18 protein-coding genes are annotated in these 19,959 nt (G+C 68.9%); 6 read left to right on the top strand and 12 right to left on the bottom strand.

Translation table 11 applies throughout. From position 1 onward, the window contains the following. The first annotated feature begins 278 nt into the window (after positions 1 to 278). From pbpC to J1C47_RS22205, 4 genes are all read left to right on the top strand, one after another. The gene (gene pbpC, locus J1C47_RS22220; protein WP_207353002.1) at positions 279 to 2,348 is read left to right on the top strand and encodes a penicillin-binding protein 1C; all 2,070 of its coding nucleotides are present in this window, start codon (positions 279 to 281) and stop codon (positions 2,346 to 2,348) included. 213 nt (positions 2,349 to 2,561) lie between these two features. After that, entirely contained in the window at positions 2,562 to 4,049 is a 1,488-nt protein-coding gene (locus J1C47_RS22215) for a sensor histidine kinase (RefSeq protein WP_207353001.1), read from the top strand. A 26-nt stretch (positions 4,050 to 4,075) separates the two neighbouring features. Then, a complete protein-coding gene (locus J1C47_RS22210) occupies positions 4,076 to 4,492 on the top strand; it encodes a response regulator (RefSeq protein ID WP_207353007.1) in 417 nt (138 codons plus the stop codon). A gap of 129 nt (positions 4,493 to 4,621) precedes the next feature. Further along, complete coding sequence (locus J1C47_RS22205) at positions 4,622 to 5,641, top strand: histidine kinase dimerization/phosphoacceptor domain -containing protein (protein WP_207353000.1); 1,020 nt, start codon at positions 4,622 to 4,624, stop codon at positions 5,639 to 5,641. 114 nt (positions 5,642 to 5,755) lie between these two features. On the opposite strand, the gene J1C47_RS22200 is transcribed toward J1C47_RS22205, so the two are convergent. From J1C47_RS22200 to J1C47_RS22155, 10 genes are all read right to left on the bottom strand, one after another. Further along, positions 5,756 to 6,544: a crotonase/enoyl-CoA hydratase family protein gene (locus J1C47_RS22200; protein ID WP_207352999.1), complete on the bottom strand. Its 789-nt coding sequence runs from the start codon at positions 6,542 to 6,544 to the stop codon at positions 5,756 to 5,758. 1 nt (position 6,545) lies between these two features. Further along, a complete protein-coding gene (locus J1C47_RS22195) occupies positions 6,546 to 8,528 on the bottom strand; it encodes an acetyl/propionyl/methylcrotonyl-CoA carboxylase subunit alpha (protein ID WP_207352998.1) in 1,983 nt (660 codons plus the stop codon). Further along, positions 8,525 to 8,965: a type II toxin-antitoxin system VapC family toxin gene (locus J1C47_RS22190; RefSeq protein WP_207352997.1), complete on the bottom strand. Its 441-nt coding sequence runs from the start codon at positions 8,963 to 8,965 to the stop codon at positions 8,525 to 8,527. The genes J1C47_RS22195 and J1C47_RS22190 overlap by 4 nt, the downstream gene beginning before the upstream one ends. Next, entirely contained in the window at positions 8,965 to 9,219 is a 255-nt protein-coding gene (locus tag J1C47_RS22185; RefSeq protein ID WP_207352996.1) for a FitA-like ribbon-helix-helix domain-containing protein, read from the bottom strand. The genes J1C47_RS22190 and J1C47_RS22185 overlap by 1 nt, the downstream gene beginning before the upstream one ends. Positions 9,220 to 9,310: 91 nt before the next feature. Beyond that, positions 9,311 to 9,739, bottom strand: a complete 429-nt coding sequence (locus tag J1C47_RS22180) for a type II toxin-antitoxin system VapC family toxin (RefSeq protein WP_207352995.1) — start codon at positions 9,737 to 9,739, stop codon at positions 9,311 to 9,313. Continuing rightward, entirely contained in the window at positions 9,740 to 9,976 is a 237-nt protein-coding gene (locus J1C47_RS22175) for a FitA-like ribbon-helix-helix domain-containing protein (RefSeq protein WP_207353006.1), read from the bottom strand. Between the two features lie 50 nt (positions 9,977 to 10,026). Next, on the bottom strand, positions 10,027 to 11,634 hold the full coding sequence (locus J1C47_RS22170; protein ID WP_207352994.1) for a carboxyl transferase domain-containing protein: 1,608 nt from the start codon (positions 11,632 to 11,634) through the stop codon (positions 10,027 to 10,029). 16 nt (positions 11,635 to 11,650) lie between these two features. Further along, positions 11,651 to 12,028: a PIN domain-containing protein gene (locus J1C47_RS22165; protein ID WP_207352993.1), complete on the bottom strand. Its 378-nt coding sequence runs from the start codon at positions 12,026 to 12,028 to the stop codon at positions 11,651 to 11,653. Further along, entirely contained in the window at positions 12,025 to 12,531 is a 507-nt protein-coding gene (locus J1C47_RS22160) for a hypothetical protein (RefSeq protein WP_207352992.1), read from the bottom strand. Before J1C47_RS22160 ends, J1C47_RS22165 begins: the two co-directional genes overlap by 4 nt. A 102-nt stretch (positions 12,532 to 12,633) precedes the next feature. Then, a complete protein-coding gene (locus J1C47_RS22155) occupies positions 12,634 to 13,797 on the bottom strand; it encodes an isovaleryl-CoA dehydrogenase (protein WP_207352991.1) in 1,164 nt (387 codons plus the stop codon). Between the two features lie 176 nt (positions 13,798 to 13,973). Between J1C47_RS22155 and J1C47_RS22150 the strand changes: the two genes are divergently transcribed. Further along, on the top strand, positions 13,974 to 15,656 hold the full coding sequence (locus tag J1C47_RS22150; RefSeq protein WP_207352990.1) for an AMP-binding protein: 1,683 nt from the start codon (positions 13,974 to 13,976) through the stop codon (positions 15,654 to 15,656). A 141-nt stretch (positions 15,657 to 15,797) separates the two neighbouring features. Here the strand turns inward: J1C47_RS22150 and gcvA are convergent, their stop codons facing one another. Both gcvA and J1C47_RS22140 read right to left on the bottom strand, forming a co-directional pair. Continuing rightward, positions 15,798 to 16,790 carry a transcriptional regulator GcvA gene (gcvA, locus tag J1C47_RS22145; RefSeq protein ID WP_207352989.1) on the bottom strand — a complete coding sequence of 331 codons (993 nt, stop codon included), beginning with the start codon at positions 16,788 to 16,790 and terminating at the stop codon, positions 15,798 to 15,800. A 435-nt stretch (positions 16,791 to 17,225) separates the two neighbouring features. Beyond that, positions 17,226 to 17,972 (bottom strand): DUF3750 domain-containing protein, encoded by a 747-nt coding sequence (locus J1C47_RS22140; RefSeq protein ID WP_207352988.1) that lies wholly within the window; start codon positions 17,970 to 17,972, stop codon positions 17,226 to 17,228. 96 nt (positions 17,973 to 18,068) lie between these two features. On the opposite strand from J1C47_RS22140, the gene J1C47_RS22135 reads away from it, so the two are divergent. After that, complete coding sequence (locus J1C47_RS22135) at positions 18,069 to 19,076, top strand: asparaginase (RefSeq protein ID WP_207352987.1); 1,008 nt, start codon at positions 18,069 to 18,071, stop codon at positions 19,074 to 19,076. The last annotated feature ends 883 nt before the right edge of the window (positions 19,077 to 19,959 follow it).

The following is a 19,959-nucleotide window of genomic DNA, read 5'->3' as shown; positions in this document are numbered from 1 at the left end:
TTCGGCCGGCGCGGGGAAGGGCAGAAGCACCCTCATCCTGAGGTGCGAGCCGAGCGCAGCGCCGGCGAGCCTCGAAGGGCGAGGGGCTTCTGCGGCGCACCCCCCTCTGCCCTGCCGGGCATCTCCCCCGCAAGGGGGGAGATCGGCCGACATCGAAGCCGGCGCCAAGCGATCTCCCCCCTTGCGGGCGAGATGTCGGCGAAGCCGACAGAGGGGGGTAACGCGGCGACCATCGAGGCGGCCGGGCCGACTCTTTCGCCCCGCGGGGGGCCGCTGACATGTCGCCCCGCCGGCGTCTCGCCCAGTTCTTGCTGTCCGGCCTGCTCGTCCTCTTGATCGCCGGCCTCTCGGGCTATTCGGCCTTCGAAAGGGCGGTGGCGCGGCGGGTCGCGGCGCTTGCGGCGCCGGCGACCGGCGTCGAGGTGGTGGATCGCGACGGCCGTCTCCTGCGCGCCTTTCCCGTCGAGGGCGGCCGCTGGCGGCTCGCGGCCACCGGCGGCGACGTCGACCCGCGCTTTTTGAAGATGCTGCTCGCCTGGGAGGACAAGCGCTTCCTCGACCATGGCGGGATCGACGGCCAGGCGCTGCTGCGGGCCGCATGGCAGTCGGCCCGATACGGCCGCATCGTCTCCGGCGGCTCGACGCTGACGATGCAGGTGGCGCGCATGCTGCTCGACCTGCCGACCGGCAGCTTCCGGGCGAAGCTCGAGCAGATGCTGACGGCGGTCGCGCTCGAGCGGCGCTACGGCAAGGCCGAGATCCTGTCGCTCTATCTCAGCCTCGCGCCCTATGGCGGCAATGTCGAAGGCGCGAGGGCGGCCTCGCTGACCCTGTTCGGCAAGGAGCCGCGGCGGCTGACGGCGGCCGAGGCGGCGTTGCTCGTCGCACTGCCGCAGTCGCCCGAGCGCTACCGGCCGGACCGTTTTCCGGCCCGCGCCGAGGCGGCGCGCGACCGCGTGCTGCGGCGCATGGCCGAACTCGGCGTGATCGACCGGCGCGAGACGCGACGGGCCGAGAACGAGGCGCTGCCGAAGCTTCGCGGCGCGATGCCGCTGATGGCCGCCCATCTCGCCGACCGGCTGCACGCGGCAGATCCCGCGCGCAGCCCGATCGCGCTCACCATCGACGGCCGCCTGCAGGCCCGGCTCGAGGCCTATGCAGCGGACAAGGCGAAGACGCTGAAGAGCCCGCTGTCCCTGGCGCTCGTCGTCGCCGATCTCGCCACCGGCGAGATCCTCGCCGAGGTCGGCTCGCCGGATTATTTCGACCGATCCCGCCAGGGCTTCGTCGACCTCTCCCAGGCCCGGCGTTCGCCCGGCTCGACACTGAAGCCGCTGATCTACGGCCTCGCCTTCGAACGCGGGCTCGCGCATCCCGAAAGCCTCGTCGACGATTCGCCCGGCGGCTTCGCCGGCTACACGCCGCAGAACTTCGACCATCAGTTCGAAGGCATCATCACGGCCCGCCGGGCCCTGCAGCTGTCGCGCAATCTGCCGGCGGTGGAACTGCTCTCGGAAGTCGGGCCGAGCCGCCTCGTCCAGCGCATGCGCCGCACCGGCGCCGAGCCGGAACTCGGCGACCGCTCGCTGCCGGGCCTCGCCATCGGGCTCGGCGGCCTCGGCCTGACGCTCGAGGATCTGGTGCGCATCTATGCGGCGATCGGCAATGGCGGGGTCTCGGCGCCGCTGCATGTGGAGGAGGCGGCGGAGCCGGGGCGGCAAAGGCGGATCCTGAGCGAACAGGCGGCGTGGTACGTCACCTCGATCCTCGCCGGCGCGACCTCGACCAGCAAGGGCTCGCCCGGCGAGATCGCCCACAAGACCGGGACCTCCTTCGGCTATCGCGATGCCTGGACGATCGGCTACGACGGCCGCCATGTCGTCGGCGTCTGGCTCGGCCGGCCGGACGGCGCGCCGGTGCCGGGGCTCGTCGGCCAGGATGCGGCGGTGCCGGTCATGCACGACGTGTTCTCGCGCATCGGCCCGGTGACGCGTCTCGCCGGGCCGCCCCCCGGCATCCTCGCCTCGGCCGGCGCCGGCCTGCCGCCGCCGCTGAAGCGGGTCGGACGGGCGGCGGAGCGCCGCCAGGCCGGGCTCGCCCCGGAAATCGTCTATCCGCCGGCCGGAAGCCGCGTCGAGCTTGCCGCGGGGCTCGGCGGCGACGCGCCGCTCTATCTGAAGGTCCGCAACGGCCGGCCGCCCTTCACCTGGTATGTCGACGGCCTGCCGGTCGATCGCGGCCAGCTGTTGCGCCAGTCGGTGTTCCGGCCGAGGGAGCCGGGTTTTCTGGCGATCTCGGTGGTCGACGCGACGGGCGCCGCGGCAAGCGCCGACGTCTTCGTCAAGTGACGACCGCGAGGGATGGCCGTGGCGCGTCGCCCGCCCGCGACGTTCCGCCGTCCGGCGCCGCGTTCCGACAGGGCTTGAGCCCGGAGGGCGGCCGGACTACTTAGCCGCTGTCGAAATTCCGTCGCCCGTCCTCGATGACGAGCGATTCCTCGCGACCGTCCCGATTGCGCGCTCCTGCGCGGGGCGTCTTCCGAACGGGACCGAGCCGACCGCATGATGCGATCACAGCGGCGCGCCAACCGCGCCATCTTCCTCGCCGTCGCAGCCGGCTTCGTCATGCTGGCCGTCGCGGCGGCGGCCGTCGTCTGGGCGTTTCAGCGGGCCCAGGACTACAGCGAGCTCGTCGCCCACACCATCGAGGTCGAGGCCGCGGTGGCCGATCTCAATCGCCTCAACGAGCGGATCGAGACGGCCCGGCGGGGCTACCTGCTCGAGGGCGACCCGCGCTTCCTCGACACCTTCGAGGCGACGGCGGCGGAAATTCCCGGCCAGATCCAGCGGATCGCCGAACTGACCGCGGACAATCCCGAGCAGGTGAAGCGCATCACCGACTTCCGCGGGTTGACGGACCAGTATCTCGGCCTGATGCGGGAATCGATCGCCGACAAGCAGGCCGGCGGCTCGGGCGTCAAGGGTGCGAGCCTGCTCGACGAGGAGGACATTCAGGTCGTCCAGCGGCTGCGCGATCTCGCCGACGAAATGAGCCTCGAGGAACGCCGGCTGCTGATCGCGCGCGAGAGCGACGAAAAGCGCAGCGTCTATCTGTCCACCGTCATCGCGGTCGCCGCGGCGGTGACGCTGATCCTCGTTGCGCTCGGAACGATCTGGGCGACGCGGCGCACGCTGCGGGCCCTCGCATCGACCGGCCAACAGCTGCAGAACCTCAACGAAGACCTCGAATCCGCAGTGCTCGAGCGGACGGCGGAGCTGCAGCGGGCGAATGCCGAGATCCAGCGCTTCGCCTACATCGTCTCGCACGATCTGCGCTCGCCGCTGGTCAACGTCATGGGCTTCACCGCCGAACTCGACGCGGCGATCAAGCCGCTCGGCGAACTGATCGACAAGGCCGAGGAGGCGGCGCCGGAGATCGTCACGGACGAGACCCGCTATGCCGTGCGCGAGGATCTGCCGGAGGCGATCGGCTTCATCCGCACCTCGACCGAGAAGATGGACCGGCTGATCAACGCGATCCTTCGCCTGTCGCGCGAGGGGCGGCGGGTGCTGGCGCCCGAGGCGGTGGACATGAACGCGCTGGTCTCCAGCATCGTCGACAGCCTGCAGCACCGGATCGACGAACTCGGCATCACCGTCGAGGCCGAGCCGGTGCCGACCGTCGTCACCGACCGGCTCGCCGTCGAGCAGGTTCTTTCCAATCTCGTCGAGAATGCCATCAAGTATCTCAAGCCCGGCCGGCCGGGCAGGATCACCGTCAGGGGCCGCAAGAATGCCGGCCGCGTGCTGATCGAGGTCGAGGACAACGGCCGCGGCATCGATCCCAAGGATCACGAGCGGATCTTCGATCTTTTCCGGCGGTCGGGAACGCAGGATCAACCGGGCGAGGGGATCGGACTTGCCCATGTCAGGGCCTTGGCCTACCGGTTGGGCGGGACGATCAGCTGCGAGTCCGCGCTCGACGAGGGCGCGACGTTCCGGCTGTCGCTGCCGACCGCACTCGCACCGCAACAGGGGTCGAACACGTGAGCGCACATCAGACCGTCAACATCGTGATGATCGAGGACGACGAGGGCCACGCGCGGCTGATCGAGAAGAACATCCGCCGCGCGGGCGTCAACAATCCGATCCGCCACTTCATGGAAGGCACGGCGGCGATCCAGTATCTGTTCGACGCGCCGGACGGGCCGGCGAAGAACGGCCCGGCGCTGGTCCTCCTCGACCTCAACCTGCCGGACATGAGCGGCATCGACATCCTGCAGAAGATGAAGGCGCAGGGCAGCGCGCTGCGGCGCACCCCCGTCGTCGTCCTGACAACCACCGACGACAAGGTGGAGATCGAGCGCTGCTACGATCTCGGCGCCAACGTCTACATCACCAAGCCCGTCAACTACGAGACCTTCGCCCAGGCGATCCGCCAGCTCGGCCTGTTCCTGTCGGTCATCCAGGTGCCGGAGCCGGAGCTGGACTGAGCGTTTTCGATTGCTTTCTCCAACCGGTTGATCCAAAGCCGGTATTTCCTGATTGTCGCGGTGCGTCCGCGGCCGGCGGGAAAGGCCGGATGGGCCCCCGGGCAGGGCTCCGCTGTGAAATCGGGCACTATGCCGCGTGTATTGTACATCGACGACGACGAAGGGCTGAGGCTGCTCACGAGCCGCAGGCTGCGGCGTCTCGGTTTCACGGTCGAGACGGCGGCCGATGCGGATTCCGGCGTCGCGCGCCTCTCCGAAGGCGGGTTCGACCTCGTCGCGATCGACCACTACATGCCGGGTAAGACCGGGCTCGACGCGCTGGCGATGATCGGTGCGTTGGCCTCGCCGCCACCGGTCGTCTACGTCACCGGCTCGGAGGAGACGAGCGTCGCCGTCGCGGCGCTGAAGGCCGGCGCGACGGACTACGTGGTGAAGACCGTCGGCGACGACTTCTTCGACCTCCTCGCCTCGAGCTTCCGGCAGTCGCTGGAACGCCGGGCGCTGCTCGCCGCCAAGGAAGAGGCCGAGCAGGCACTCCGGGCCTCCAACGAGCGCCTCGCGGCGATGGTCAAGGAGGCGAACCACCGGGTCGCCAACAGCCTGCAGATCCTGTCCGCCTTCGTGAACCTCCAGGCCTCGGCGGTCGGCAGCGACGAGGCCAAGAGCGCGCTGCGCGACACCCAGCAGCGGATCGCCGCCATCGCCCAGGTGCATCGGCGGCTGTACAATTCCGACGTCGTCGACACGATCGACATGGCGGAATATCTGCTGCAACTCTCCAAGGAACTCGAGGCGACCTGGTCGACCCCGAAATCTCCCCGCACCGTCGATTTCACCGCCGAACCGATGCGGCTGAAGACCGACCGGGCCGTCTCGCTCGGGATCATCGTCACCGAACTCGTCGGCAATGCCTGCAAATACGCCTATGGCGAAGACCAGGCGGGGGTGGTGCGCATCCGTCTCGTCAAGGAGATGAGCCGCTTCCATCTCAGGGTCGAGGACGACGGGCCGGGCGTCGACCTCGGCGCCAAGCCCAAGGGCACCGGCGTCGGCACGCGGCTGATCCGCGCGATGGCTCAGAGCCTCGGCGCCGAGCTCGAATATGGCGGCGGCCCCGGCGCGCGCATCTGCGTCACCGCCGCGCTCTGATCGCGACGGGCGAGGCCGCCGACGCCTCCGCCGTTCCGAGGATCCGGCGGCGGGCGGCAGTTTCCGTCTGACCCTTTCTCGTCCTCCTGTGCCCGGCCCCGGGTTCGCCGGCCGTCACCGTGACCAGCGGGGCTGGCGCTTTTCCAGAAAGGCCGCGATCCCCTCGCGCGCCTCCTCCGCCTCCCAGGCGTCGGCGAGCCGCGCGATCGTCGCGTCGATGACGGCGTCGTCGATGACCGGACCGAGCGCCCGGGCAAGCCGCTTCGCCCTTCCGACGGCGCCGCGCGGCAGGGCAAGATAGGGGGCGACCTCGGCCTCGACCGCCGCATCGAGTTCGGCGGCCGGAACGGCTCTGGCGACGATGCCGAGCCGCGCGGCGTGCCTGCCGTCGAACGGCCTTGCGTTCATGAAGACCTGACGGGCCCAGCCTTCCCCCATCCGCGCGAGAACGTAGGGGGCGATCGTCGCCGGGATGAGGCCGAGCCGGGTCTCGGTGAAGCCGAAGCGCGTCTCCTCGTCCGCCACCGCGACGTCCGCCACCGATGCAAGGCCGATGCCGCCGCCGAGCGCGACGCCCTCGATCCGCGCGACGAGCGGCACGGCCATCTCGTTCAGCGCCCGCAGCATCGCGGCGAGGCGCCGCGCCTCCGCCATCCGTCCCGCCCGGTCGGCCTCGATCTGGGTCATCATCCAGGCGAGATCGCCGCCGGCGCAGAAGCAGCCGGACGCGCCCGACAGGACGACGACGCGGATCGCCGGATCGGCCTCGGCGCTTTCGGCAAAGTCCGTCAGTTCGTCCATCATCGCGGCCGAGAGCGCGTTCTTCTTCGCCGGCCTGTCGAGCGTCAGCGCACAGACGCCGCGCCCGTCGGTCTCCGCCCGGATCGTCTCGTAGCCGGCCATCTCAGCCCTCCGGCTCGAGGGTGAACAGCGTCGCCCCCTGCTCGACCTGGTCGCCCTCGGCGACCGAAACCGCGGCGACGACGCCGTCGCGGGGCGCCGCGAGGCCGTGCTCCATCTTCATGGCTTCGAGGACCGCAAGCCGCGCGCCCCTTTGGACCTGATCGCCGGCCCGCGCCGAAACCAGCCGCACGACGCCAGGCATCGGCGCGATGACGGCGTCGCCGCTCGTCTCGTCGCCGGAGCCGCCGGGCACGGAGAGGCGGAAGCGATGCTCGACGCCATGGCGCTGCACGGCGACGGCGCCGGCTCCCGCAACGACGAGCGCCGAACGGCGGACGCCGGCTTCGACGGTGACGAGCCGGTCGCCGTGGCGCTCGCAGGTTTCGAGCGTGACCGCGCCGGCCGGCGTCTCGATGCGCCGCGCACCGTTGCCGGACGTCTCGACGGCGACGCGGAGGCGTTTCCCGTCCACCTCGAAGACGACCGACTGGCGCGCGGGTCCGAAGTTTCGGAAGTTCGGGAACGCCGCGAAGGGATCGGCGCTCCTCGCACCGCCGCCTTGCGGCGAAAGCGCCGCGACGGCCGCGAGGGCGAAGTCGATGGCCTCCGGTTCGGGGATCCGCGTCAGGTCCGCCTGCGTGCGGCCGACGAGGCCGGTGTCGACGCGGCCGGCAACGAAGTCCGCATCTTCGGCGAGCCGGGACAGGAAGAGGCGATTGGTGACGCAGCCCGAAACCACCATCGCATCGAGGGCGCGCGCCAGCCGCTGCAGCGCGCTCGCCCGGTCCGGCCCGTGGGCGATCACCTTGGCGATCATCGGGTCGTAGTGCGGCGTGATGACGTCGCCCTCCCGAACGCCGGTGTCGACGCGGATGCCGTCTTCCGCCGGCGGAAACGCCAGGCGCTCGAGCCGGCCCGTCGCCGGCAGGAAGCCGGCACCGGCATCTTCGGCATAGAGCCGCGCCTCGACGGCATGGCCCGAAATCTCAAGATCCTCCTGCCGGAAGGGCAGGGGCCTGCCTTCGGCGACGGCGATCTGCAGAGCGACGAGATCGAGGCCGGTGATCGCCTCGGTGACCGGGTGCTCGACCTGCAGCCGCGTGTTCATCTCCATGAACCAAAAACCGTCCGGCGACAGCTTTGCCCCGTCGACGATGAATTCGACCGTGCCGGCGCCGACATAGTTCACCGCCTTCGCCGCCTCGACGGCGGCCGCCCCCATCGCCGCCCGAAGCTCCGCCGTCATGCCTGGCGCGGGCGCTTCCTCGATGACCTTCTGGTGCCGGCGCTGCAGCGAACAGTCGCGCTCGAACAGGTGGACGACATTGCCGGCGGCGTCGCCGAAGACCTGGATCTCGACGTGCCGCGGATTTTCGACGAACTTTTCGACGAGGCAGCGGGAATCGCCGAAGCTCGCTTCCGCCTCGCGGCGGGCGCTCGACAGCGCCTCGGCGAAGTCTTCCGGCCGCTCGACCCGCCGCATGCCCTTGCCGCCGCCGCCGGCCCGCGCCTTGATCAGCACCGGAAAGCCGATCGTCTTCGCCTGCTCGCAGAGGAAGGCCGGGTCCTGCTCCGCCCCGTGATAGCCGGGAACCACCGGAACGCCTGCCTTCTCCATAAGCGCCTTGGCCCCGTCCTTCAGGCCCATGGCGCGGATCGCGGCCGCCGACGGGCCGACGAAGGTGAGGCCGGCCGCCGCGACTTTCTCGACGAAATCCGGGCTTTCCGACAGGAAACCGTAGCCGGGATGGATCGCGTCGGCGCCGGTCCGCCTGGCCGCGGCGATGATCGCCGCGCCGTTCAGATAGCTTTCCGAGACCGGCGCCGGGCCGATCCAAACCGCCGCATCGGCCATCCGGACATGCATCGCCCCGCGGTCGGCATCGGAGTGGACGGCGACGGTGCGGATGCCGAGGGCCCTGGCGGTGCGGATCACCCGGCAGGCGATTTCGCCGCGATTGGCGATGAGGAGGGTGTTGATCATCCTGCCTCCCGGCCGATGTCGTCGAAGCCGACGCGGCGCATGGAAGCCGGCAGGCGGACGCGCTGGTCGGCGCTGACGAAGACGGTGCAGCCGGCGAGTTCGGCGCAGGCGACATGCAGCGCGTCGGGCAGCTTCATCGACGTTGCGGCGCGGAGCCGGGCAGCCGCGAGGGCGATCCGGCGATCGACGGATATCGGCGGCTGCGACAGCTGGCGGTCGACGAAGCGCAGATAGTCCTCGACCAGGGTCTCGTTCATTTCGCGCAAGGGGCGCGTGGTGCATTCGGCGACGGCGATCTCGCTCGTGACGGCGAAGCTCTCCCCGCCGGCGATCGCCGCCATCAACGCGGACTGTGCGGCCCGCAACGGCCGCGAGCGTTCGAGCAGGCCGATGATCGTGTTGGCGTCGAGGTAGAGCCGTTCGCCGATCAGGCGCATCAATCGTCCCACTCGTCCCGCAGCGCGCGGATCTCCGCGACGATTTCTTCCGTCGTGCGGTTCGAAGGTGCGATCCCCACGTAATCGAGGATCGACCGCCCGTCGTCGTCGAGGCGGGTCGGCAGCTTGGGCCGGTAGCGCTGCTCGATGAGGGCGCGGAGTTCGGCCTCCAGCGATCGGTTGTTGGCGACGGCCGAGCGCTCGACCGCTTCGATCAGGTCGTCGTCGAGTTGTCGCACGATGATTTCGCCCATTGCTCACGTCCTTCGCGCTGGACCAACCTCATCATAGTCCGCGTCCGCGATCCGAAACAGCCGGATATGCCGCCTGCTCATGTTCCCGCCATCACAGAGTCTGCGGGAATTGGGACCAGCTGATTTTCGAAACCCCGACCGTCTTCAGCCTCTTGTCGTCCGAGAGGAAACTCTGGCAGCGTACCAGTCTCGCCGACGCGACATGGATGGCGTCCGGCAAGGCCATTCGATGGAGTGTCCTGACCTGCGCTGCCTCGATGAGCACGGAACGGGTTACGGGCAGGACCTGCAACCAGCTCTGGTCGGTAAACATCGAGAAATAGGCCTGAACAGTTCCCACTTGTCCGTCAGCCAAAGGCTTGACCAGGCATTCCGAAAGCGAAATCTCGCTGGTCACGGCGATCCGCGTGCCATGATCGAGGCTTTCGACGAAGCCGCTCTGGGGCGCCGTGAGGGGGCGGACTGGTTCGGCGAGAGCGATCAGGACATTGGTGTCGAGATAGACAGGCGGATTATCCATCTAGTCTCCGCCTTCGTCGCGGAGCGCGCGGACGTAGGCGACGATCTCTTCAGTGCTCTTGAAGGAGGTCGGAGATGCGCCGGCGCCGATGAGTGAACGCAGCGAGCGGCGCTCGACCGGCTCGCGGACCGCTCTTTCCAGAATGTCCCGCACCTCGGCCTCGGCCGATCGCCCGTTGGCCTTCGCCCGCGCCTTGATCCGGTCGAGAACCGCGTCGTCGATCTGCCTCACCAGCATCTGGCCCACGTCCGCCTCCTCGATATTGCTGTGATATCATAGCCGGTCGCTCACATCCGGAACAGCCCGAAGCGGGTCTCTTCGATCGGCGCATCGAGGCTTGCGGCCAGCGACAGCGCCAGCACCTCGCGGCTCTTCGCCGGATCGACGATGCCGTCGTCCCAGAGCCGTGCGGAGGCGTAGAGCGGGTGGCTCTGCGCCGCGAACATCGCCTCGGTCGGCCGGCGGAATTCGGCTTCGTCCTCTTCGCTCCAGCTCTCGCCGCGCCTTTCCATCGCCTCGCGTTTGACGATGGCGAGCGTCCTTGCCGCCTGTTCGCCGCCCATGACGGCGATGCGGCTGTTCGGCCAGGTCCAGAGGAAGCGCGGCGAGTAGGCCCGGCCGGCCATGCCGTAGTTTCCGGCGCCGTAGGATCCGCCGACGATCATCGTGATCTTTGGCACGGCGATGGTCGCAACGGCGGTAACGAGCTTGGCGCCGTGCCGCGCGATGCCGCCGGCCTCGGCGCTGCGCCCCACCATGAAGCCGGTGATGTTCTGCAGGAAGAGGAGCGGAATCTTCCGCTGCGAGCACAGCTCGACGAAATGCGCGCCCTTCACCGCGCTTTCGGAAAAGAGGACGCCGTTGTTGGCGAGGATTCCCACCGGAATGCCGTGGAGGTGGGCGAAGCCGCAGACCAGCGTCTCGCCGAAGCGCGCCTTGAACTCCCCGAAACGCGAGCCGTCGACGATCCGGGCGATCACCTCGCGGATGTCGTAAGGCGCCTTCGGATCGGCGGGAATGATGCCCATCAGTTCCGCCGGATCGTAGACCGGCGGCTCGGGCGCGGCGACGGCGAGCCGGGCAGGATCGGCGGGGCCCAGATGGCCGACGATCCGCCGGGCGATGGCGAGCGCATGGGCGTCGTCTTCCGCCAGATGGTCGGCGACGCCGGAAAGCCGGGTATGCAGGTCGCCGCCGCCGAGCTCCTCGGCGCTGACCGTCTCGCCGGTTGCGGCCTTCACCAGCGGCGGTCCGGCGAGAAAGATCGTCCCCTGGTCGCGGACGATGACCGTCTCGTCGCTCATCGCCGGCACATAGGCGCCGCCCGCCGTGCAGGAGCCCATCACCACGGCGATCTGGGCGATGCCGGCGGCGCTCATCCGCGCCTGGTTGTAGAAGATCCGGCCGAAATGCTCGCGGTCGGGGAACACCTCGTCCTGGTTCGGCAGGTTGGCGCCGCCGGAATCGACGAGATAGACGCAAGGCAGACGGTTCTCCGCGGCGATTTCCTGGGCGCGGAGATGCTTCTTCACGGTGAGCGGGAAATAGGTCCCGCCCTTCACCGTCGCGTCGTTGGCGAGCACCATGACGGTCCGGCCTGCCACCTTGCCGATCCCCGCGATGGCGCCCGCCGCCGGCACCTCGCCGCCATACATGCCGTGGGCGGCGAAGAGGCCGATCTCGAGAAACGGCGAACCCGGGTCGAGCAGCGCCTCCACCCGTTCGCGCGGCAGCATCTTGCCGCGCGAGAGATGCCGCTCGCGCGCCTTCGCCCCGCCGCCCGCAAGCGCCGCCTCGGCCGCCGCGCGCACGGCGTCGAGCTGTGCCTGCATCGCACGCCGGTTGGCGGCGAAGGCTTCGGAACGCGGTGAGACGGTGGATGTCAGGACGGGCATTGCGCGCTCCCGGGTGTCATCGGATGAGTTCGATCTCGATCCCGAGATCGACGTCCTTCCAGGCACGGTCCGCCGTCAGGGCTCGGGTTTCGCCATGCTTCGCAAGAGCCAGGCAGGCGCGGTCCGCAAGAGAGAATCCGAGGCTCCGGGTCGCCGGACGAAACGAGGCGGCGAGAAGGGCCAGATCGAGATCGAAATCGACGATGATCAGCGGCAGTTTCGTCACCGCTGCCCGCGCCGCCTCCGCGTCGAAGCCGCGATCCATCAGCTTCGACACCGTCTCGCAGACGTTCACTGTCAGCATCCGTGCATTCGACAGGTATCCTTCCACGACGTCCGCGCCCCGCTCGCCCTGAATGAGGGCCAGAACGGCCGACGTGTCCAGAACGATCACCGGGAGTGGCTCTCGTCTTCGCGCCGTGCTTCTTCACGCCGCTCGGCGATCAGTTCATCGACGGGCGAGCCCGTGCCCCTGTCGAACCGTCGCGCCATGGCCTGAACATGGCTGACGGCTCCCTTGAGGGAGAGGATGCGCAACTCGCCGTCGACGACCTCGGCGCTCACCGGTTCGTCGTCGCCGAGAAGCATGGCGGCGCGCATTTCCGCGGGTATCACCAGGCGCCCATCCTTGCCGATCGTCAGCCGCATGGTCGGCACCGATGCAAAGCCCTCTTGCCTGTCCGAATGCCTCTCCTCAAAGGCCCGCTTCCAATAGGCATACTGCGTCGAGCCGGTATTGGGGTTGCCGCCCTCGGCGACATAGGCGTCGATCACCGACCTGCGGTCGGCGCGGCGGCCGAGCTTTTCGCTCAGCGCGTCGGCGATCTCCCAGACGCGGCCGGTCTTGGAGGTCGATATCGCCCGCTGCGATGGGGACGGGATCGTCGCGCGTGACATCGTATTCCTCCATGTATGGATGATGGCATAATCTATACATTCTCGCCCTAAGCATCAAGGCATCTCGGCCTTGCCGGCCTGCGCCGCCGGACGAAAGGTGCCTCAACGCGTCTCGGCAAACAGCTCCCGGCCGATCAGCATGCGGCGGATCTCGCTCGTCCCGGCGCCGATCTCGTAGAGCTTGGCGTCGCGGAGCAGCCGCCCGGTCGGATAGTCGTTGATGTAGCCGTTGCCGCCGAGCGCCTGGATCGCCTGCAGCGCCATCTGGGTCGCGGCTTCCGCGGCATAGAGGATGCAGCCGGCGGCGTCCTTTCGGCTCGTCTCGCCGCGGTCGCAGGCCGCGGCGACGGCATAGACATAGGCCCGCGCGGCGTTGGTCTGGACATACATGTCGGCGAGCTTCGCCTGCATCAGCTGAAACTCGCCGATCGCCTGGCCGAACTGTTTTCGCTCGTGCACGTAGGGAACGACGACGTCGAGACAGGCCGCCATGATGCCGACGGGGCCCGCCGCAAGCACGACGCGCTCGTAGTCGAGGCCGCTCATCAGCACCTTCACGCCGCCGCCGACCTCGCCGAGGACGTTGTCGTAGGGCACCTCGCAGTCCTCGAAGACCAGTTCGCAGGTGTTCGAGCCGCGCATGCCGAGCTTGTCGAGCTTCTGGGCCGTGGAAAAGCCGGCCATGCCCTTTTCGATCAGGAAGGCGGTGATGCCGCGCGGTCCGGCGGCGGGATCGGTCCTGGCATAGACCACGAGGGTCGAGGCATCCGGTCCGTTGGTGATCCACATCTTGCTGCCGTTGAGGACGAAGCGGTCGTTCTTCGGCTCGGCCCTCAGCTTCATGCCGACGACGTCGGAGCCGGCGCCGCTCTCCGACATCGCCAGCGAGCCGACATGTTCGCCGGAGATCAGCTTCGGCAGATATGTCCGCTTCTGGTCCTCGGTGCCGTTGCGGCGGATCTGGTTGACGCAGAGATTCGAATGCGCGCCGTAGGACAGCCCGACCGAGGCCGAGGCGCGCGAGATCTCCTCGACGGCGACGCAATGCGCGACGTAGCCGAGGCCAGAGCCGCCGAACTCTTCCTCCACGGTGATGCCGAGGAGACCAAGGTCGCCCATCTCGCGCCACAGCTCGTTCGGAAACGCGTTGGTGGCGTCGATCTCGGCGGCCCGCGGCGCGATTTTCTCCTGCGCGAAGCGCCGCACCATGTCGCGCAGCGCCTCGATCTCGTCGCCGAGGGCGAATTTCATCGTCTGGTCGAACATCGCGGCTTGCCTCCCCGGGCGCCGTCGCGGGCCCCGCGGCGCCTCCTTGGCTCGGCTTGTCTCGGGCCCTGTTTGCATCTAGCCTTCGTTGCAGCGATCGTCCATTCGCCGGCCCTGCCGGTCGCCGGTGCAGCGGCGAGGCGGCCGGCCGAGACGGGCGTCGCCGGGAGGCTGATGTGGCGGAACGCGCGCATGTCGTGGGGCGGACGGACGTGCCGCTCATCGAGCGGACGATCGGGGCGTTCTTCGACGAGACCGTCGCGGCCCGCGGCGACGGGCTCGCCCTCGTCTCGCGCCATCAGGGCATCCGTCTCAGCTATGCCGAACTCGGCGAAAAGGTCGACAGGCTCGCCTGCGGGCTCGCTCGTCTCGGTCTAAAAAAGGGCGATCGGGTCGGCATCTGGGCGCCGAACCGTGCCGAATGGGCGATCACCCAGTTCGCCACCGCCAAGGCCGGGCTTGTTCTCGTCAACATCAATCCCGCCTATCGGCTCACCGAGATCGAATTCGCCCTGAACAAGGTCGGCTGCCGCGCCCTGGTGACCGCCGAGCGCTTCAAGTCGAGCGACTATGTCGCGATGCTGCGCGAGCTCGCGCCCGAGCTCGACGAGGGCGCCGTCCCGCTCGCTGCGGCCCGCCTGCCGGCCCTCGAATTTCCGATCGTCCTGTCGGAAGATGCCGCCCCGGGCTTCATCCGCTTCGACGACCTCCTCGCCGAACCCTCCGGAAACGAGCGTGCCGCCCTCGCAGCGCTCGGCGAAACGCTCGACCGCAACGATCCGATCAACATCCAGTTCACGTCGGGAACGACGGGAACGCCGAAGGGCGCGACGCTCACCCATCGCAACATCCTCAATAACGGCTTCTTCGTCGCCGAGGCGATCGGCCTGAAGCCCGGCGATCGCCTGTCGATCCCGGTGCCGCTCTATCACTGCTTCGGCATGGTGATGGGCAATCTCGGCTGCCTTACCCACGGCGCCGCGATGGTCTATCCCTCCGACGCCTTCGAGCCGGGCGCGGTGCTGAGCGCCGTCGAGGCCGAGGGCTGCGTCGGCCTCTACGGCGTGCCGACGATGTTCATCGCCGTGCTCGACCATCCGGACCGCCGGTCCTTCGATCTTTCGAGCCTGCGCACCGGCATCATGGCCGGCAGCCCGTGCCCGATCGAGGTGATGAAGAAGGTGGTGGGCGAACTCGGCATGGACGACGTCACCATCGCCTATGGCATGACCGAGACCTCGCCGGTCTCCTTCCAGATTTCGATGGACGATCCGATCGAGCGCCGCGTTTCCACCGTCGGCCGCGTCCAGCCGCATTGCGAGGTGAAGATCGTCGATTTCGAGGGAAGGACGGTCGCCCGCGGCGAGACCGGCGAGCTCTGCACCCGCGGCTATTCGGTGATGAAGGGCTACTGGGACGATCCGGCGCGCACCGCCGAGGTGCTCGACGCCGAGGGGTTCATGCACACCGGCGATCTCGCCACCATCGACGCCGAAGGCTACGGCAACATCGTCGGCCGGTCCAAGGACATGGTGATCCGCGGCGGCGAGAACGTCTATCCGCGCGAGGTCGAGGAGTTCCTCTACGCCCATCCGAAGATCCGCGACGTGCAGGTGGTCGGGGTGCCGGATCCGAAATACGGCGAGGAGCTCTGCGCCTGCGTCGTCGCGGCCGATCCCTCGCTCACCGCCGAGGAGGTGGTCGGCTTCTGCCGCGGCAAGATCGCCCACTACAAGATCCCGCGGCACGTCGTCCTGGTCGAGGCCTTCCCGATGACGGTCACCGGCAAGATCCAGAAGTTCGTGCTGCGGAGCGAGATGGCCGAACTGCTCGGCCTGACGGCCGAAAAGACCGCCTGATACGCGATCCGTTCGACCAGAGCGGGGCTCGGATCAAGCCCGCGCGGCGAATGAGCGCCGTTGTTTCCGGCATCACGACGTGATCTGCCAAAAACCGTATGAGATCTTTCGCCGCCCGCGCCGGCCTTTTTCGGACAGGTCTCATTCCCCCCGGCGCCGGCCGGCCGGCGTATCTGCGGCAGCCGGCGGACGGGCGATCGGCACCCGCCGCTGCGGGCCGGCCGAGACCGGGGCAAATTCCGCCTCGTCGGACCGCACCTCTTCCAGCAGCCAGTCGCGGAAGGCCCGGATCTTCGGCACGTTGCGGCGCGCGCTCGGATAGACCAGGAAATAGAACTGGCCTTCCTCGGCAGCCGCCGGAAACGGCTGGACCAGCATCCCCGCCGCGATTTCCTCGCGGTAGAAGGCCGGCGTCAGGATGGCGACGCCATGGCCGCCGATCGCTGCCCGCGCTTCCAGATGCTGGTCGCCCATGCGCGTGTCGGGATGGGCGGTCGGCTCGAAACCCTCGACCCCCATCGCGTCGAACCAGAGCGGCCACCAGCGGTCGCCGGGGTCGATCAGAATGAGCCTCAGAAGATCCGCGGGGGTTTCGAGCGGCCCCTTCGTTCCGGCGAGCTTCGGGCTCAGCATCGGCGTGAAGTCCACCGGAAACAGCGGGTGCACCTCCAGCCCCGGCCAGTCGCCGAGGCCGCTGCGGATCGCGACGTCGACCTCGTCGCGCTGGAAGTCGGCAAGGTCGCGCGTCGCCCTGGTCCGGACGGCGATCGCCGGATGGCGGATCTGGAAGCGGCCGATGCGCGGCGCCAGGAAATGCGCGGCAAATGTCGGCAGCACGCTGATCGAAAGGAGGCCCCCGGCGTCGGATCGGGCCGCCGCGAAGGCGTCGGCCAGCCGGTCGAGCGCATCGCTCGCCGCCGGCGCGAGCCGCCGGCCGGCCGGCGTCAGTTCGACGGCGCGGGTGCGGCGCAGGAACAGCGGCGCGCCCAGCCGTTCCTCCAGCAGCTTGATCTGATAGCTGACCGCCGCCTGGGTCATGCCGAGTTCTTCGCCCGCGCGGGTGAAGCTCAGGTGGCGCGCCGCCGCCTCGAAGGCGCGGATGGCGGCGAGCGGCGGCAGGTCGCGATGGCGCATGCATCAATCCTCCTTATGCATGCTGCGCCAGGTTTCGTTGGTCCGCAAGCCGTCGCCGCGCCAGGATAGGCCCATCGCAACAAGGACATGGCGGCGCCGCGCGCGTCGCGGACGGGATTTTCCATGACCTGGCTCCCAAAAACCGGGCACGCGATGCTGCGTGCCTTCGCCAAGCTCTCCGCAGCCGGCGGGAACCCCCGGCCGAGGCGCATCGCGATCACGCCGGAGACGGCTCCCGAGGCACTGCTTCGCGATGTCGGCCTGATGGACGGGCGGGGTCCCCGCCGCGGCGCGGCATCGGATGCGACGATCCGCGGCCCCTGCCGTAAACGCCGATAAAGCCGAAGGTCCTGTCGTCCAGCGAATGATGCTCTCCCGGCGTGTGGCGAGGGAGGCATGAGAGACGTGCCGCAATCCTGCCTCTCCGCCGCGCCGTCACTCGGCAAGCAGCGCGAAGGTCCCGAAGGCCGGCACCTTGATGCCGAGGCGGCGGATGTCGACCCCGGCGACGAGGCCGAGGAGGTTGATCTCCAAACCGGTCTTCCAGCCGGCCGAGATCCCGGCATAGCCGAACAGCGAGGCGTGGACGTCCCGCCCGTCAGGATCGACGAAGACGAGGCTTCCGTCGGTCGGATAGTCGCGGCCGACCGAGACCGGCGGCAGCACCGCGTCGATTGCCGGCACGTGACGCATGACATGCGCGACGAAGGAGTTGGAGTTCGGGCCCGGAAAGATGTGGTAGCCGCCGCGCATCGCGAAGGGATAGTCGGCGATCGCCGCCCGGATCTCGGGGATCAGCCGTTCGGCCGCCGCGCCCGACGCCTCGAACACGACGTGCGGCTCGTTCGAATACCACACCCCGTCGGGCGGGAAGGCGTCGCGGTGCACCGGCATGCCCCAGCCGACCTTGTCCCAGCGCTCGTAGGGGCGGCCGCCCTCGTCCTTGACGACGATCCAGGCATGTTCGGCGACGGCACCCTTCAGGCCGCCGGTGCGGGCCGACATGACGTAGACGCGCGCCTCCGCGACCTCTCCTGCCGGGGGCAGGAGGCCGGAAGACGACCAGTCGGCCGTGCGCCAGGACGTCGCGTGATCGCCGAGATACCAGAGCGCCGCCGATGCTGCGGTCGGCAGGAGGAAGATCGCGACGAGGCCGGCCAGCAGGAATTTCAGGATCTTCATCGTCCTCGTCTCGGCGATCGCCGGAGCGGCTCGCAGGCCGGCCCTCTTGCGCTATCTCTGCCGCGGGCAGCAACCTTGCAAGGGCAGGTCGAACCTATGGTCAATCCGATCCTCGTGGAAGTCACGCGCGGCGAACGTGTCGAAAGTTTCCACCGCGGCGCCTATGCCCTCGTGGATGCGGAGGGAAAGCTCGTCGCGGCCGCCGGCGATGTCGACTGGCCGATCTTCCCGCGCTCGGCGGTCAAGCTCCTGCAGGCGATCCCGCTCGTCGAGACCGGCGCCGCCGCCCGCTACGGCCTCGACGACGGCGACCTTGCTCTCGCCTGCGCCTCCCATTCCGGCGAGCCCGCGCACGTCAGCCGCGCCGGCGCGATGCTGGCGAAGGCCGGGCTCGACAAGGAGGCGCTGGAATGCGGCAGCCACTGGCCGGGAGAGGCGGACGTCGCGCGCGACATGGTGCGGCGGGGCGAGACACCCTGTCCGCTGCACAACAACTGCTCCGGCAAGCATGCGGGTTTCCTGCTGGCGGCCGTCCATCGCGGCGAAGAGACGGCCGGCTATGTCGGCCCGAACCATCCGGTGCAGCTGCGGGCCAAGGCGGTGATCGAGGACCTGACCGGCCACAGCCTGAATGTCGACGTCTGCGGAACCGACGGCTGCTCGATCCCGACCTATGCCGCGCCGCTCCGCGATTTCGCCCTTGCCTTCGCCAAGATCGCCTCCGGCCGCGGCGTCGAGCCGCAGCGGGCCGAGGCCGGACAGGCGCTGATGCGCGCCTGCATGGCCGAGCCCTTCGAAATGTCGGGCACCGGCCGCGCCTGCATGGCGATGATGGAGGCAGCGCCCGGCAAAGTCTTCGTCAAGACCGGCGCCGAGGGCGTCTTCTGCGGCGCGCTGCCGGAGCTCGGCCTCGGCTTTGCGCTGAAGATCGACGACGGCGCCAGGCGGGCCAGCGAGGCTCTGGCGGCGGCGGTCCTCGCCCAGGCGCTGGAGGGCGGGGACGCGGGCCTCGCGGAGGCCTTTTCGGGAATGGCACGCCGCAGCGTCGAGAACTGGCGCGGCACCCGCACCGGCGAGATCCGCACGGTGCTGCCGGCGGACTGAGGCCGCGGCGACGTCGCCCGGCGTGCGGCGCTTCTCGGCGGCGGCCTGCCGGCTCCGTGGCGCGTCGCGGCCGCTGCGGCGGGACTCTTCCGGGCGCGGTGCGGCGGGCAGATTGTCGCATTCCAAGTAAATGTCGAAAGATGCTTGACGTATCGGCCGAAGAGCGTAGTCTTCGAATTGTCACATCAACCAGGCGGGAGGTTGAAATGGAGCCACCCCAGCAGGTCGCCGCATAGACGTCATTGCCTGACGCACGGGGCTTTGACCAGCGGCACAGCACTGTCGGGTTTCGGGAGGCGGCCTACGAGCCGCGGGAGCCGTGAAACAGGCTCGACCTTTCGCCGCCTCCTGGAATGCTTGCGAATTTCCTTCAAGGTCGTTCCATACGCGCGACAAGCGAGAGCATTTCTCGGTTGCGAAGGCGGGATGGCTTGGATGATGCTTGAATGATACTTCAGGTGTCGTTTTATATTCTGGATACTGTTTGTCTTTTTGGTCGCTCGCGCCTTTGAGGTCGGGCGGCATGAACGACGTGGTTCACGTCCAGGCTCGGCTGTCGAGGCTTTGCGGTCTGCGTCGCAGTCTGCGCCGCAGGTTCTCTCAACCAGCCAGTCAGCCCAACCAGCCGGCTATCCCCAAAAATCCGCATGACCCGACCGGCCGGAAAACCCGCACAACACACCACAGCCAGCGGACCGCCGCCGGCCCATCGCTGCCGGCTCCGTACAGTGGACGGGCCATGGGCCCTCGGCCAGTCTCATACCAGATTCGGGTGATCAGGTCGGCCTGACTGGCTTGGGCCACCATGTAAAGCTTGTATGCGCCGCGACGGTTTGGCGTTGTTGGTCGAGTTCGCGGCAGCGTTTTTCGAGAACGAGCTCGA

The organism is Jiella sonneratiae, assembly GCF_017353515.1.
In the GTDB taxonomy this organism is placed as follows: Bacteria; Pseudomonadota; Alphaproteobacteria; order Rhizobiales; family Rhizobiaceae; genus Jiella; species Jiella sonneratiae.
The sequence above is the reverse complement of the archived record's forward strand: the minus strand, read 5'-3'. Positions and strand labels throughout refer to the sequence as shown.

Bases quoted from the DNA above. Each gene is read 5' to 3' on its own strand.
- pbpC (WP_207353002.1), top strand. From the start codon at position 279: ATGTCGCCCCGCCGGCGTCTCGCCCAGTTCTTGCTGTCCGGCCTGCTC.
- J1C47_RS22215 (WP_207353001.1), top strand. From the start codon at position 2,562: ATGATGCGATCACAGCGGCGCGCCAACCGCGCCATCTTCCTCGCCGTC.
- J1C47_RS22210 (WP_207353007.1), top strand. From the start codon at position 4,076: ATGATCGAGGACGACGAGGGCCACGCGCGGCTGATCGAGAAGAACATC.
- J1C47_RS22205 (WP_207353000.1), top strand. From the start codon at position 4,622: ATGCCGCGTGTATTGTACATCGACGACGACGAAGGGCTGAGGCTGCTC.
- J1C47_RS22200 (WP_207352999.1), bottom strand. From the start codon at position 6,544: ATGGCCGGCTACGAGACGATCCGGGCGGAGACCGACGGGCGCGGCGTC.
- J1C47_RS22195 (WP_207352998.1), bottom strand. From the start codon at position 8,528: ATGATCAACACCCTCCTCATCGCCAATCGCGGCGAAATCGCCTGCCGG.
- J1C47_RS22190 (WP_207352997.1), bottom strand. From the start codon at position 8,965: ATGCGCCTGATCGGCGAACGGCTCTACCTCGACGCCAACACGATCATC.
- J1C47_RS22185 (WP_207352996.1), bottom strand. From the start codon at position 9,219: ATGGGCGAAATCATCGTGCGACAACTCGACGACGACCTGATCGAAGCG.
- J1C47_RS22180 (WP_207352995.1), bottom strand. From the start codon at position 9,739: ATGGATAATCCGCCTGTCTATCTCGACACCAATGTCCTGATCGCTCTC.
- J1C47_RS22175 (WP_207353006.1), bottom strand. From the start codon at position 9,976: ATGCTGGTGAGGCAGATCGACGACGCGGTTCTCGACCGGATCAAGGCG.
- J1C47_RS22170 (WP_207352994.1), bottom strand. From the start codon at position 11,634: ATGCCCGTCCTGACATCCACCGTCTCACCGCGTTCCGAAGCCTTCGCC.
- J1C47_RS22160 (WP_207352992.1), bottom strand. From the start codon at position 12,531: ATGTCACGCGCGACGATCCCGTCCCCATCGCAGCGGGCGATATCGACC.
- J1C47_RS22155 (WP_207352991.1), bottom strand. From the start codon at position 13,797: ATGTTCGACCAGACGATGAAATTCGCCCTCGGCGACGAGATCGAGGCG.
- gcvA (WP_207352989.1), bottom strand. From the start codon at position 16,790: ATGCGCCATCGCGACCTGCCGCCGCTCGCCGCCATCCGCGCCTTCGAG.
- J1C47_RS22140 (WP_207352988.1), bottom strand. From the start codon at position 17,972: ATGAAGATCCTGAAATTCCTGCTGGCCGGCCTCGTCGCGATCTTCCTC.
- J1C47_RS22135 (WP_207352987.1), top strand. From the start codon at position 18,069: ATGGTCAATCCGATCCTCGTGGAAGTCACGCGCGGCGAACGTGTCGAA.